The sequence below is a fragment of the Helicobacter turcicus genome, from assembly GCF_019711685.1.
Classification (GTDB): domain Bacteria; phylum Campylobacterota; class Campylobacteria; order Campylobacterales; family Helicobacteraceae; genus Helicobacter_D; species Helicobacter_D turcicus.
In genome coordinates, this window is sequence record NZ_JAIGYQ010000002.1 from 215,842 (window position 1) to 230,436 (window position 14,595).

A 14,595-nucleotide genomic window follows, 5' to 3' on the forward strand; every position below is an offset into this window, starting at 1 on the left:
GTTTTGAGTTGTATCAAGTCGCATACAAGGCAAAAGCATTCTAGATTCTAGAATGGCTTAGGTATTAGAACTTTTGGGGCTTGTAGGGGTTTGCCACCTTTTTAGTGTTGGGAATAATTTGGTGCAGTGCGCTTTCATTTGTGCATTGCTCATTCCTGCTTGTGCGCCATATAAAGAACACATTTTTATATATTCTTGCATGGAAACCTTATCTATAAATTCACCATTTTCATAACAATACTTGCAATAATCAAGACTCACGTTTCCGTCTTTCTCTAGCCCCATTTGCTCCTGTGAGCTTAGTGGCATACCGCAACTTTGACATATTTTATTTTGCATAAGAAATCCTTTAAGTTTTGCTTGGGCAGCCGCACTTTTCCTAGCTTGATATAATTTTGACACCGCAGCGATGAAGCAGGGTTGCATTGCCTTAATTGTATTCTTGCTTCTCTAATGCTTGTCTAATCAGCCCCAAGCAATAAGGCAAATCTTCCATACTATCTAATCTTACTTCTACATTTCCATTGCCCCATTTTCCTATATTTGAAACATCTCTTGCTAATCCTCTTGGGTCATCTAACTCATCAAGGTAGATATTTATGCTTAGTTTTAATTCTTTTTGTAAAGGGATAATATTCACAAAATTAGTATCAAGTTTATAGGCAATGTATCGCTTCAAAATTTCTTCTTCTATATTTTCATCAAGCGCGAAAATTTCTCTCCTTAAAGCCTCAAATAATTCTTTTGTTTTACCACTTTGTAAAGGCTTATGGTCTCTCAAAGTATAGGTTTGCTTTTCTTTTTTAGGTTTATAATTTTCTAAAATCTCTTTATCAACCTTAGGATATAACCAAATTTTTAAAGCATCTTTAGCCAATTCTTCTGCCCTTTGTTTAATGGCTTGTTCGTTCCAAGATTCTATATTTTTCAATCCTTGATTTAATCTTAAAGGACTTTCTTTAAAGCCACCTTTCGTATTTTGTTTTTCCTTAAAAGGCTTGTTAGAATATTCGGAGTTATAGCCTGTAAGTGTGAGATTGCCTAAAGTATTTAAGTATTTTTCATGGATTTCTTGCCAATTTTCGCCAAGCTCTTTTTGCCACTCTGTGCTATTATCAATGTTTTGTGGCATAATGTGCTCAAAGGTGTATCCATTTATGCTCACCCTTTCTTTTCTGTCAAGATTTTCTAATCTATCAAAGAAATAGCTTTTCTTGCTAAATTTATAGAAGTCATCTTTATTAATGAGCGCGTCATGGAATTTTGTATCATTTGGGAAGATTGTATTACTTTTTTGGAGACTGAAATATGCCTTAAGGCTTTCAAGATATTGGTCTTTTTTGATATTTTTAGCAAAAGAGGCAAAAGTTTTATTTAGGGCACTTGTAGGGATTCCACAAACTGCCCTTCTTAATACATAGCTTTCTATGAGTTTTAAGATTTCTAAAAAATCATTTTTGCTTAGAGTATTCTCTGTATAATCCCTATAAAGCTCAAGCAAAAGCGGATACGCCACTTCACAATCTAATGCTTTTAGATTCTTAAAGCTACTTTTAAGCTCTTTATCCCCCTCTTTGCCAAAAGCCATAGTGCAATAAAAATGCGCATATATTTGCAAATCAACCAGTAAATCCTCTCGAGTAATGCCTTGATTTTGCCTATACTCTTTAAAATCGTCATAAATCTTATCTAAGTTAGTAATATTGCCCTCATTTTTTATGGTGAGATAATGCCTTACAAAATAATCAAAACTTTGTTTATCTGGCTTGTTTTGCTTTGTTTTGTTAAAATTCTCTCCAAATTCAAGCTCCATAACACGCCAATATTTTTCATAAAATCTGCTTTGCTTATCTGGGGGTAAATCCATTAACATATAATTGCGTATCAAATCGCTTTGAGATAATTTCTTGCCTGTGGAATTCATACTCTCAAAAATCAGTTGCGGGTCGTCTTTGCCCCGCTCTAACGCTACATCAATGATTAAAAGTTTACTGATACCTTTGCAAATAGTTTCTAGTTTGTCTTTGTTTTTTTCTAGCTTTTCTTTAAAAAAATCAAAATTAGCTTGGATTTTGCTTGAGATTTCTTTGGGCTTTGCTTTGTCATTATCTATTAAGGAAATAAGCGTGTCTTTGTCATTTTGCGTAAGGATAAGTTTGTATTTTTCTTCATTTTTGCCATATTGATTAATAAGATAATAATCTCTAATTTCTGCTTGTGAAAATCCCTCAATCTCATCATCTATAATTTCTCTTAAAGCTTCTAAAAGCAGTGTTAAAGTAGTAATCCTTTGTTGTCCATCTATAACTAAGAGCTGATTTATAGAGCTATGATGATAAGTGTTTTCGTGTATATAAATAACAGAGCCTATAAAATGTGCTTTTTTTTCGTTTGTGCCAATTTGCCAAATATCTTGCCATAATTTCTCGCATTGCTCTTCATCCCAACTATAAGTTCTTTGATATATAGGGATAATAAATTGTGTTTTAGGTTCGTGCATAAAATCTAGCATTTTTACCGCTTTTGCCTCCATTTTCTCTCCTTTTTATCATTTCAATCCCACAATTTTATCAAAATTCTTATCATTTCTTTGGGTTTTTACTTTTCTAGGTTTTTTAGGCTTTGGAGTAGGCAGAGTGGGAGCAAGAGTAAGCACGACTTCTTTTAAAACTTCAAGAGATTCTACATCAAGGATATAAGACTCTTTTGCCCCCGGATAAGCAAAGCCAAGCGGCGCGGATTGCAAAATAGGCTTTAGAATCTCGGCGCACTTGACATACAGCACTTCATCGCAGAGTAAGAAAATAGGCTTAGGCACACCGCCCCTATCAATCACATAAATGCAGTATTCCCCAAACATCTTTCTCGCGCTAAAACTATAAGATGTATCCTCTAGCGCGTTTGTAAGATTTTCTAACACAAAATCCTTGAAACTTTCACTTGTTGCCATTGGAATTCCTTTAAAATTTCAAGTTTCTTTTGCAAATAAAAGTTGTTGATTATATGCAAGCATAAGATTTTGTTTGTCTGTGTCATATTTAATATTTGTATTATTTTTACAGCACACTTTATTATCATTAAAGTCTGTAAAAATTGCGTCATTCTCCTCAAAGCTTAAAAGCACATTTGCATTATTATTCTGCGTAATTTGTGCGTGAGAATAGGCGTCAATATAAACAAGATTTTGCCAATTATCAAAGATTTGAAACTCCAAACGATTTTTTGCAAAGCAGAGTGGCACAATATGGTGAAGTTCAAAGCCTTTTGTTTTTGTAATTTTGTGTTGCGTAAAATAATATTGTTTTTGCGCCAAAGAGCGTTTAAGTTTTGCGCTATTGTCATAAATGCCTTCTTTACCTACGCGTATATAAAGTTTTTGCTCTTTTTTGTTCCACTCAAAATATGCCATTTGTGCTAAAAGGGTTAAAATTTGTTGTGTTTCGTTTATCCAATTATGAAAATCCCTTTTTTGTGTCTTATCACCACTAAAATTTAAGGGGTTACAATAGGCTTTTATTTTTTCTATTAAAAGTTTTTGAGAAAATCTGCTTAAAGAGCGAAACTCTTTAATGAATCCTATAATTTCTACGCGCTCATAAATATGAGAATCCAATGTTTGATAAACAAAAGTGCCAAAAAAGAGTAATTCATAGATTGTGAGATAGGGCTTGTTAAGTTCTAATATGATTTGTAAAATCTCTTCACCAAAACCATTCATTAAAGATTCTAAAGCTCTTGTATAAAGAATATTCTGTGTGAAAATATCTTTAGCTGATAATAACTCTATGGCGAGTTGGGTTAAAGCAATATATTTTTTAACTCCATTCTCAAAAGGACTTAAAGCCTTTTTCTTAGCATTAAATCTATTGATTAAACCCATTCTGTGCATATCTACAAAAATATTTTTTCGTAAAGAATCTTGTGTGCAACGTCCAATTTTTGAAGCTATATTATGCGTAAGTTTCGCATACTTTTCTTCTCCATTGATATTTTGAGGTCGCTTACTTAAATCTGTGGTGCGAATTTGCAAATAATTCTCTCCACAAAGACTATAAATTTCTTGCAAAATGATAAGGATTTCTTTTTGTGTGTAACGATTGTGTTGTGAGATTTGCACTCCGCGATAATTTTCACTCTGCACCCTTTTGACTAGAAACTTTATACACTCTTTGCTTGTGTCTATATTTAAAATATCTTGTAAAATCTGTGTCATTTACTCTCCCTTATCTCCAAACTAGAATCCAAATAGCCACTATTCAATTCACAGCCTATGTAATTTCTACCAAATTCTTTAGCTACTTTACTTGTAGTGCCACTTCCAGCAAATAAATCTAATACCAAATCCCCCTCTTTGCTGCTTGCTTTAATCATTCGCTCTATCATTTCTTTTGGTTTTGGTGTTGGGTGGTTAAGCTTTTGTGTTTTGCCATTTAGCTTTTGCTTATGCCTCTGGCTTACTATCTCCCATACATCAGGGCATAGTTTGCCCTTTTTGTTAGGATACCAACGCTTACCATTCTTTAAGATTCCTTTTTCTCTAGCGTGGGCTATTCTTTGGGTAGATTTATAAGGTATTCTCACAGAATCGTAATCAAAATAATAATCCTTAGAATCCATTGTGTAAAACAAAATAGATTCTTGATTATTTACAAATTTCTTTTTTGTGTAACTCAAGCCGTCTTTTTTATACCAAGTAATGAAGTTTTGAAACACCGCCTTACCTTGCAAATAATGCAAAAATAAAGCACAATGATAAGGGGTGTTAAAAATATAAAAACTCCCGCTTTTTTTCATTTTTTGCAACATTAAATCAATCCAAGCAAAACTAAAATCTAAAAATTCTTGCTCACTTTTAAAGCTATCCCAATCCGCCACCTTAAGATTATAAGGTGGGTCAATAATTGCTAAATCTATGCTTTCATTTTCTAAGGATTGTAAAAAGCTAAAGCAGTCTTGTATATAAATTGTATTGAGTTGCAAGGCAGTAGCTTTCATCAAAATAAGTTTGCTTGCAGTTTAGATTCTATCACGCTTTTATAATGCGTGTAGAGTTCATAACCTATATAATTTCTTTTAAGCTCTTTAGCAACTTTTAATGTCGTCCCACTCCCAGCAAATGGGTCTAGCACCACATCGCCCACAAAAGAATAAAGCTTAATGAGGCGATAAGGAATTGCTTCTGGCATAATGGCTGAATGTTTCCCAAAAGCACTATCGCTTTTGTTTGGAATGGGGATATTCCAAATTTGTTTTGTGTATTCTATCCATTCTTCTTGAGTGAGTTTGCTTTGCTCTTTGATTTCTTTTGGAATCTTATTATTTGGTTTGCCATCTTTAACATAAATACTTATAAATTCACTTGTGTTTTGCGCATAAAAATTGCGTGGATAAGGATAGCTTCCAAACATTAGCGATTTTGTTGTATTGGTGCGATTCCAAATATACAAATCAAGTAAATAAAAAGATGTGGATTCTAAAATACTTTGCTGAATATCACTTTGCAAATCAAAAATATGGCGATTGTAATGTGTATTTAGCTGTTTTTTAAGCATAGGCATTAAAGGCACATTAATACAAAGTTTGCCATTTGGCTTAAGCACTCTATGACATTCCATCCAAACTTGCAATAAGCCATTGATGTATTCTTTATAGTTATCAATCGCTCCTAAATCTTCCTTGTTAGATTCTGAATGTTGCGCGTTTTGATAGCCATTTTTGGAGTAGTCTTTGATATTAAAGTAAGGCGGAGAAGTGATGATTAAATCCACGCTAGAATCTTGCAATTCTTGCATTGTGGTGCTAGATTTATAAAAGACTTGGTTATAGGGTTTATAGAGGCTTAAGCTTTGTGTCATTATTTTCTCCGCAACAAAAAATGTATTATACACAATCTAAATAATCAACCTCAATGTAATTAAAAGCTGGGCATTTTTAAAGATTCAAATAAATATATTTAAAGGCTTAAGATTTTCTAGCATAAGCTCTTTTAGATTTTAGAATATCAACCTTGAAAGCCCAGATTATAACTTAATTTGCGCACTAAAATTTTAAAGAAATCCTAAGCTTCAAGGCATAGTTTTTAGTTGATTTTGTATCTCTTTTTCTCCAAGGTATATGCCAATAACCCTTTGCAATGCGCCACCTTCACTTAATTTAATAAGCATATCGCCATTGCCTGTGAGCTTGTCCGCACCTGTTTCATCTAAAATGATTTTAGATTCTGTGCTTTTTCCTACCTTTAGGGCTATGCGACTAGGCACATTGGTGCGCAGGTTTCCACTAAAGGTCGCAGAATCTGGTCTTTGCGTGGCTAAAATAAGATGAATCCTCGCCTCTCTTGCCTTTTGGGCTAATCTTATGAGAAGCGTTTCAATTTCTTTATCTTGCTTTATTAAGTCACTCAACTCATCTACGACTAAAATCTTATAAGGCATACTCTCAAAGCCCTCGCCTTTGGCATTTCTCTCATAACGCGATTCCATTTCTTTAATAAACTTTTCCACGCATTCATTTGTTTCTTGTGTGGTAAAAATCTCTATATTTTTGATATCTTTAAACTCCTTAAAGCTCGCTCCAGCCTTTGGGTCAATGATAGAAATTTCAATATTTTGATTACGCAACAAACACAAAATAATGTTTTTTAAAAGCACACTTTTTCCACTCCCTGTTGTGCCTGCCACAAGCAAATGCGGAGTAGTTTGTAAATCAAAACAAAAAGGCTTTTTATCCACACTCATTCCAGCAAAAATACCAAGTACGTAGTTTTGCTTACTTAAATCCTTTAAGCCTTGTTTAAATTCGTTCAAACCAAGATTGCGCCATTGTTCTTTAGGCTTTGTAATCTGCAAACTATATGCCCTGCTTATGCCCTTAATTTGCTCAATATAAACACTTTCTCCTAGCTCATCATCAAGATAGTGACTTTTGGATTTAAAGGCTTGAATCTTAGTAGAATCCAAAAGTTCAATTTTACAAATATGATGCCGATAGGAATCTTCTTCATTCATTAAGCTAATGCCAATGCCTTGCCTTTTAAAATAATCTTGCAATTTAGAAAAATAGCCTTCATCATTGCTTTTGGGGTTTTCTTTTGTCTGCTTTTCTTGTGTGGGGGATAAATGCAAATTATCTAAACACCATTGATAAAAACAATCACTTAATTTATAAGTATTATCAAGCTCATAAAGTCCCCTTTGGATATAGCGATTTAGAATCTTTAAATATTCTTTTTCATCGCTGAAAATGTCTTTTTTATCTCTATCTAACTCCTCCTTGTGTTTGATATAGAGCATTGAGCGAATGAGTAAATCAAAATCTTCTTTTTTATCCTTGCCTTTGCCTGTGATTTGTTCTAAATGGTATTCTTTGCCTTTATCGCCCTCTAATCTTTTGCGCTCCCAATCTCTAGATTCTAATGGCAAAAAAGGCGCATTTAATGCCCAAGCTAGAGCCACTCTTAAAATAAAATATTTTGGAAATTCATTTTCTTCTTTGAAGCCAAATCCATCTTTTCTTATCCTATTTATCAAAAGCTCTTCGTGGTGATTTGTATTAAAATCTGCCATTTTCTCTCCTTATAAAATCTCTTCTTTTCTTGCATTTTTGATAGTAGCGTGTTTTCTATCTGCTTTATTATCTATCCTATAAAGCTCTGCGAGATAAGGTTTTGCATATTCGTATTCCCTCTCTCCCATTTCTCCGCTATGGGGCAAAATAATCACTTGTGCATTACTTGCGTAATAATTTTGTATAATTCTCGCCCTATTTTCCCTATCTATCCTGCTTAATGGCGTATCAATGATAAGCGGTAGATTAGAGTTTGATAACTTGCTTAAAGCCCAAAAAATCGCAATCGCTAGAATCTGCTTTTGCCCACTGCTTTGATTTTCTATAATGATTTGCTCATCATTTTCATCTTTAAGCTTTATCTCAAAATCCTCACTAATGCTCAATTCCTTGATATTGTCGTTAGGTAAAAGCTTTTGATAATTTTGCAAAATGAGCAAATGTAGTTCATCTCTTAGTGTATTGTTAAGTTTTTTTCTATACTGCTCTATACTTTTTTGCAAAGATTCTAGAATTTTTAGCTTATTATCAATGCGTTCTGTATTGATCTTTTGTTTTAAGGAATCAATCTCTCTATCAAGTTGTTCTTTTTGTATTTCTAAATGTCTTAAGCTTATTTTGATATCTTCTTTTTTCTGTTCCTCTTGGGACTTTTCACTCTCTAATGCACCCATTTCCTCTTTGAGTGCCTTTTGTTTTTCTCTTGTGCTATCATCACTGCTTAGCACATCTATATCATTTTTAACTTGCATGAGTTTATTTTTTGTGCTTTTTATATCTTTTATATCTTGTGCCAAACTTACATTTTCAAGCCTTACTAAAGATTCTCTTAAACAAGGTAGCATATTATGCATGATAAAAGAATTGCTAAATCCTTTGTGTTCTAGTCTATTTGGAAATTTATCCATAATATCTTCTATGCTTTTTATATCAAGCACTTTAAAGATTTCACTATTTTCAAGCTCTGCATTCATAAATGCTTTAAATTCAGGCAAAAGCCTTTTAAATACTTCAATATCACTTGCGGACTTACTTGATTGCAATTTTTGTATTTCTGCCTTCAAATCTTGTAAAAGCACTTCATTGCTCACAAAAATCACACTTTTTATGCTTTCTTTTAATCGCTCTTTTAAAGAAACAAGTTCCTTATCAAGCTCATTTTTTTCACTAATAAGCTCTGCTTGCTCTTTGCTAGAATCTGCGCTTAGTTTTTCAATCTTTTTTTGTATTTGCCTTATTTGATGAGCCTTTTGCTCAATAAAATATTCAATATTTTTAAGTCGCTCTTTGTTGTAGTTTAAGTTTCTCTCACATTTTTTTCTATCTTGCATTGCATTTTCAAGCGTGTTCCGTTGTTCTTTATTTTCCTGTTCATTTTTTATTAAGTCTTCTCTATGATTTTGAATCTGTTTAATGAGCGTATCTAAAGGCTTAATTTGCAGTATTTCCTCAATTTTTCCTTGAAATTCTTCGCGTAAATTATTACTAAGCTCTCCTAATTCCTCGCCGTCAAAAAAGAAAAATTCTGTCAAATTTGGAGGCAAAATCGTATCGATTCTCTCTTGTGCTTTTTCATCTTTTAAAGTTTCTCTATCAAGATTCAATGTTAATTCTTCCTCAATCTCTCCATAGACATTTTTAAAAGTGCGGGTGAGAGTGAAATTTTTATCTCCCAAAGTCCCCTCAAAAGAGACAAAAAACTCCTCTAAACCCTCTTTTATCGCTGCTTTATTTAAGATTCCAGCCCAAGAGTTTGAATCCCCTCTAAGCAGTTTTTTAGCAGATAGAATACGAGGCGCAAACCTTTTAATGACATTTGGAATCTCCGCCTCTTTCACGCCCACACCCAAAAAAAGCAATTTCGCACAGCGGATAAAGCTCGTTTTACCAAAGCCATTATTGCCATAAATGCAGTAGAGATTCCTGCCCTCACACTTTTTAAATTCCACTTCTACTTGTCCATAGTAAGCAAAAAGATTGCAAATGGTGATTTTTGAAATAAACATTATGCCTCCCTTTGCTTGCTTGTTTTATCCTCTACAAGCTTTTTTATCTCTTCTTTTATCTTGTTTGAAGCATTATTTTTGCCCCTTGAACCTGTGGTATTATAAATATCAATACAAGTGCCAATGAGATTCTCAAGCTCTTTAGAATCCACCTCATCATTTGCGACCTCTGCTAAAAGCTCCTTGTGTAAAACCTTGCTTTTCTCTAAGTTCTCATCTTTCATTCTGCCTACCTCCTGTGCGAGTTGTATTGCTTTGTTTTCAAAATCAAAGTCTTTACTCCATTGCTTTTGTATGGCATCAATCTGCGCATCTGAAATCAGCCAACTACCGCCATTTTGCATAAATTCCCGCTCCACTTGCAAAAGCTTGCTTAGAATCTCTATGCGAATATGGCTTAGAAATGGTCCTAATCCCCCGACTTTATACACCGCCTTGCCATCGCGTTTGTAGTCCGCCCTCGCATTGCAATCCTCCCTTAAATCTTTAATGTAATTCCTAAATGCATTCAAAGCTTTAAGATTCTCCTCGCCTGATTCTATAAACCCTTGCATTGATTTATCCTCATTTACCACCGTGCATACCCAGCAGCCAAATCGTGAGCCACCACAACTGCTTTGACTTAAATCCGTGATGAATTGACACTCCTCGCCACTTGCCTTAGCATAGAGTGAAAATAGCTCGCTATGGTCTTTCTCCCATAGAGGCTTGTGCGTGCTAAGATACGCCCAGACTTCATCAGTGCTCCATTCTGCTATGGGCGAAAAGGTAAGGGTGTTTGGAAAGTCGTGATGTTGCGAGTAGCCCTCTTCGTTTAAGATGCGCTTTTCTATGGATTTTTTACGATTGCTAGATTCTGCTTTTCTTGAGCCTAGTATCAAAAGCGCCGAGCCATATTTTTGCGTGATTTTAGCAATCTCTGCTTTGGCTGGAGTGATTTTAAGCCTATCGGTGCACCACCTAAAAGTCCTCGTTGGGCTAGGGTAGCCCTTACCAATGAGATTTACCCAAAAGTCATCTTTAAGCGTTGGGCTTACTTGCAAGATTTCAAAAGGGATTTTGTTTTCTTTAGCGTGCGTATTAATAGAATCTATTACTTCTTTTAAAAATCTATCAATATGCGGGGCTTCTACAAGCGTATTTGAGGCGATAGCATAGGTTTGCCGCCTTTGGCTTTGTGGTAAAGATACAAGCATTTCATAGACAAGTTGCAACACACAAGTAGAATCTTTACCCCCGCTAAAAGCCACAACCCAAGTGCGTTTTGAGGCGAGGAATTTGCTCTTTAGCGATTCTAAAGTAGAGCAAATGTGTGAGCTTTTAGGATTTTGCGAATTTGAGATAGGGCTAAAGCCATTGTCAAAGGCTTCCATTATTCCACAATCTAAATAGTAAATGGTATTTAAGGGGTAAAGTGAGAGAAAGTTTTGGTTTTGGCTTAAGCTTTGGGCTAGGGCTTTAGATTTTTTAGCACTAAAGCAAAGGATTAAAAGAGGCTTAGAACTATTGCCCCCCCCCCTAAATGCGCTAAAAATTCTATGATTTCTTTTTCATTTTGTGCGTGGAGTGAGCCTTGTAAATGCGCACTTAAAAAGGCTTGAGTGCTACGAATATCAAAGAGGTGAAAGGAAGCCAAGCCCATTTTTTGCAACAAAGACAGAGATAAGGCTTTAAGTATGATATTTTTCATTATTTGCCTCGTGTTTTCTCATTCTCTCACTTTTCCCTCTGTATTTTAGCCTATAAAGTGCTTTGAAGGCGCGTATTATACTATTAATTAGCTTATGTATTATTTAGCATATAATTTAGATTAAATTTGTCTTTGTCATATTTGCTAGTGAGGGTGAAATTGATTGCACGAGCGTTAGCAAAATATCTTAATTTTTTGTCATTCTGAGCGTAGCGAAGAATCTAATGAGATATTTCGCATTTTTCAAATGCTCAATATGACAAACTTATTTTTACCCAAAAAATTCTTTGATAGTTTAATTAAAGCATTAAGCTATATTCTCAAGTTCCTCGACTATTGCATCAATTTGTGTTCTTAAAGCTACTTGAGTTTTTAGCATCTCTTTAATCTGCGCATTAAGAAAGGCTATATCAATCACTTCTTTCGTATCCTTTGCCTCTACATAGCTAGAAACGCTTAGATTGTAGTCATTCTTAACAATCTGCTCTTTTGGCACGAGCGCACTTAAAAACGATTCATTATCCCTTGCCTTGTAGGTTTTTAAAATCTTTTCTAGATTCTGCGGTGAAAGCATATTTTTATTCGTTACTTTGATAAATTCCTCTTGGGCATTGATGAATAAAACCTTATCGTCCCTCTTATTTCTTCGTAATACCAAGATACACACCGCAATGCCTGTGCCAAAGAAAAGATTAGGCGCAAGAGCTATCACGCAATCAACGAAATTTTCCTCTATCAAATACTTTCTTATATCCCGCTCCGCACCGCTTCTATACATCACACCCGGGAAGCAGACAATTGCCGCAGAGCCTTTCTCACTAAGCCAAGAGAGAGTGTGCATTACAAAAGCTAAATCAGCCTTTGATTCAGGAGCTAAACCCCCCGCCTTAGAAAACCGTTCATCATTAATTAAAAGTGCATTGCTTTTGCCTTCCCATTTGATACTATAAGGAGGATTGCTAACGATTGCGTCAAAGGGTTCGGTTTGTTTGTGCTTTTCATCAGGCTTTGTTAAAGTATCGCCGTGTGCTATATCAAAACACGTCCATTCCACATTATGCAATAGCATATTCATTCTTGCAAGGTTATAAGTGGTGATATTGATTTCTTGTCCAAAATAACCTAATTTCGGGTCTTTTTTCAAAATCTTTTTATATTGCAAGAGTAGTGATCCACTTCCACATGCTGGATCATAGACCTTATTAGGCTTAGCGTTATTGCAAAGTGTGATTTCAACTAAAAGTCTGCTTACTTCTTGAGGGGTGAAAAACTCCCCGCCACTTTTCCCCGCATTGCTTGCATACATTTTCATTAAATACTCATACGCATCGCCAAAGACATCAATTTCATTTTCATTATAATGTAGCTCTAAATCCTTAATGGCTCGCATTATGCTTAAAATTTTTTTATTGCGCTCACTATTGGAGTTACCAAGCTTATTAGAATATAAATCCATATCTGCAAAAAGCCCCTCAAACTGCCTAGAGCTTTCATAATTTTTGCTATTTGCTTGGATTTCCTTAAAATATCCGCTTAAAGTCTCATTGAGTTTCTCTAAATCAGCATTTTTAAGCACATTTGAAAACAAAGCGCTAGGTTTGATAAAAAATCCATAGGCGTTTAATATAGTCTCCTTGCCATTTTCTGCCTCCTCATCGCTTAGGGCTTCATAGTCTGTATTGTGTAATTCATCAATGCTATTTTTGAGCTTCTCACTGATAAAGTAATAAAACAAAAATCCCAAAACATAGCTTTTGAAGTCCCAGCCATCGACACTTCCTCTTAAGTCATTTGCGATTTTCCATATTGTTTTATGGAGTTCCTCTCTTTGTTCTACGCTTTTCATTGTTTTCTCCTTTGTGTTATTGGTTTATTTGTGGGTTAAGGATTCTATTTAACTTCCTGTATTTTATTTATAAATATCGCCTCTAGATTCTGCATCATATGCATAGATAATAATCTCCTTTTCTTTTATTTCATAAAGGATTCTATATTTGCCAATCCTTAAGCGATAGCGATTTTGTGTGCCTTGCAGTCTTTTAGTATCCTACGTGTTTGCGTAAGGATTTTGTGCGATTTGCTCTAGTGCGTTGATGACTTTAGGGGCTAAGTCGCGGTGCTTTTGTAGGAATTTCTTTACTTCCTTGCTATATCCTAAGGAATAATTCATTTGATTCCAAGCTCCCTTTTAAGCTCTTCGTGGCTTATTATTTCACCTCTCTCTAGCTCTTTTATAGCTTTTTTATAGGCTCTCTTGTTTGCCTCTGTCTCAATAGTGTCTGGGTCTATTTCGCTACTTACGCTAAAGGGAATCTCACCAGTTTTAAGCACCTTTGCGGCAAACATTCTAAAGGCTGTGCCTAAATCTAGCCCCATATCCTTAAGCATTATTTCTAAAATCTCTTTATCACTGCTATCCATTCTAAATTGCACAACTGAAGTCATTTTCTATCCTTTTGTATGGTTTTGAATGGCTATTATACTTTATTTAGAGTAAATCCTGCCTTTTGTCATCACGCCCCCCTTGTCATTCCAAAACTCATTTTGTCATACTAAGACACCCTTTATCATTCTTGAGCTCCCCCTCCCTGTCATTCTGAGTGTAAGCGAAGAATCCCCCTTTTTTGTCATATTTGCTAGTGAGGATTCCACTAGCAAATATGACAACATTAATTTTAAATTTGTATTTTATGCAATGCAATGTATTAAATACCAACCGATAGAACACGCAAGACAATATATACAGACTTATTCACAATTTAAAATCCCCCTCCGCACAAAAAGAGAACTTAGAAACTCCACATTCTCGCTCGCTTCATGGTGTGAGAAAAAGAGAGAAAAGGAAGCAAGTTGGCAAACCATAAAATGTGCGCGTTTAAATCTCTTTTTAAGTTTTTTGGCATTTAATAGGCTTTGGTAGCATTGATTTCAAAAAGTGGAGTAAGGGGAGGAATGTTGGAATCTAAAATGCAATTTGAAGATATTTTGTTACAAAAAGTTACAGATTCATAGGAATAATTGTGTGTATTTTGCGGGTTTTTACTATGATTTTGTTTAAGACTACTACCATAAAAACTAAAAATTCTAAAAGTGCAAATGCTTTCATAAAAGGATTATATAAGTTTCTTTAAAAAAGTAAAATTTATTTTATATGTGTTAATTTTAAGTTTTAAAATCAAAATAAAACTCTTTGCAAATGGGAATTGGGTTATGCAAGGAAAAGCCTAAATTTATCAAGAAAAAGTAATAGGTAAGGGAGGATAAGTTGCGGTTTTTAGTGATTTTTCTGTGTTTGTTTGGGGGAGAACTTTTTGCATGTAAGGAACGTGTGTT

At 34.6% G+C, this 14,595-nt stretch carries 13 protein-coding genes; all 13 read right to left on the reverse strand.

Annotated features, from left to right (window positions below):
* Nucleotides 1-57: 57 nt before the first annotated feature.
* Nucleotides 58-339 carry a zinc ribbon domain-containing protein gene (locus K4G57_RS02650; RefSeq protein WP_221531453.1) on the reverse strand — a complete coding sequence of 94 codons (282 nt, stop codon included), beginning with the start codon at nucleotides 337-339 and terminating at the stop codon, nucleotides 58-60.
* Between the two features lie 91 nt (nucleotides 340-430).
* A complete protein-coding gene (locus K4G57_RS02655) occupies nucleotides 431-2,533 on the reverse strand; it encodes a DUF262 and DUF1524 domain-containing protein (protein WP_221531452.1) in 2,103 nt (700 codons plus the stop codon).
* Nucleotides 2,534-2,548: 15 nt separating this feature from the next.
* On the reverse strand, nucleotides 2,549-2,950 hold the full coding sequence (locus tag K4G57_RS02660; protein ID WP_221531451.1) for a transcriptional regulator: 402 nt from the start codon (nucleotides 2,948-2,950) through the stop codon (nucleotides 2,549-2,551).
* Nucleotides 2,951-2,968: 18 nt separating this feature from the next.
* On the reverse strand, nucleotides 2,969-4,213 hold the full coding sequence (locus K4G57_RS02665) for a restriction endonuclease subunit R (RefSeq protein WP_221531450.1): 1,245 nt from the start codon (nucleotides 4,211-4,213) through the stop codon (nucleotides 2,969-2,971).
* Nucleotides 4,210-4,995: a DNA-methyltransferase gene (locus tag K4G57_RS02670; RefSeq protein ID WP_221531645.1), complete on the reverse strand. Its 786-nt coding sequence runs from the start codon at nucleotides 4,993-4,995 to the stop codon at nucleotides 4,210-4,212. Before K4G57_RS02670 ends, K4G57_RS02665 begins: the two co-directional genes overlap by 4 nt.
* Nucleotides 4,995-5,792: a DNA-methyltransferase gene (locus K4G57_RS02675; protein ID WP_221531644.1), complete on the reverse strand. Its 798-nt coding sequence runs from the start codon at nucleotides 5,790-5,792 to the stop codon at nucleotides 4,995-4,997. The genes K4G57_RS02670 and K4G57_RS02675 overlap by 1 nt, the downstream gene beginning before the upstream one ends.
* A 273-nt stretch (nucleotides 5,793-6,065) precedes the next feature.
* Complete coding sequence (locus tag K4G57_RS02680) at nucleotides 6,066-7,565, reverse strand: FtsK/SpoIIIE domain-containing protein (RefSeq protein WP_221531449.1); 1,500 nt, start codon at nucleotides 7,563-7,565, stop codon at nucleotides 6,066-6,068.
* Between the two features lie 9 nt (nucleotides 7,566-7,574).
* A complete protein-coding gene (locus tag K4G57_RS02685; protein WP_221531448.1) occupies nucleotides 7,575-9,572 on the reverse strand; it encodes an AAA family ATPase in 1,998 nt (665 codons plus the stop codon).
* Nucleotides 9,572-10,945, reverse strand: coding sequence for a DNA phosphorothioation system sulfurtransferase DndC (gene dndC / locus K4G57_RS02690; RefSeq protein WP_221531447.1), 1,374 nt, complete (start codon nucleotides 10,943-10,945; stop codon nucleotides 9,572-9,574). The genes K4G57_RS02685 and dndC overlap by 1 nt, the downstream gene beginning before the upstream one ends.
* Before the next feature lie 113 nt (nucleotides 10,946-11,058).
* Complete coding sequence (locus K4G57_RS02695) at nucleotides 11,059-11,262, reverse strand: hypothetical protein (protein WP_221561793.1); 204 nt, start codon at nucleotides 11,260-11,262, stop codon at nucleotides 11,059-11,061.
* 307 nt (nucleotides 11,263-11,569) lie between these two features.
* The gene (locus K4G57_RS02700) at nucleotides 11,570-13,108 is read right to left on the reverse strand and encodes a type I restriction-modification system subunit M (protein ID WP_221531445.1); all 1,539 of its coding nucleotides are present in this window, start codon (nucleotides 13,106-13,108) and stop codon (nucleotides 11,570-11,572) included.
* 201 nt (nucleotides 13,109-13,309) lie between these two features.
* Entirely contained in the window at nucleotides 13,310-13,432 is a 123-nt protein-coding gene (locus K4G57_RS09210; RefSeq protein WP_283249666.1) for a hypothetical protein, read from the reverse strand.
* Nucleotides 13,429-13,707 carry a type II toxin-antitoxin system RelB/DinJ family antitoxin gene (locus K4G57_RS02705; protein ID WP_221531444.1) on the reverse strand — a complete coding sequence of 93 codons (279 nt, stop codon included), beginning with the start codon at nucleotides 13,705-13,707 and terminating at the stop codon, nucleotides 13,429-13,431. The genes K4G57_RS09210 and K4G57_RS02705 overlap by 4 nt, the downstream gene beginning before the upstream one ends.
* Nucleotides 13,708-14,595 lie beyond the last annotated feature (888 nt).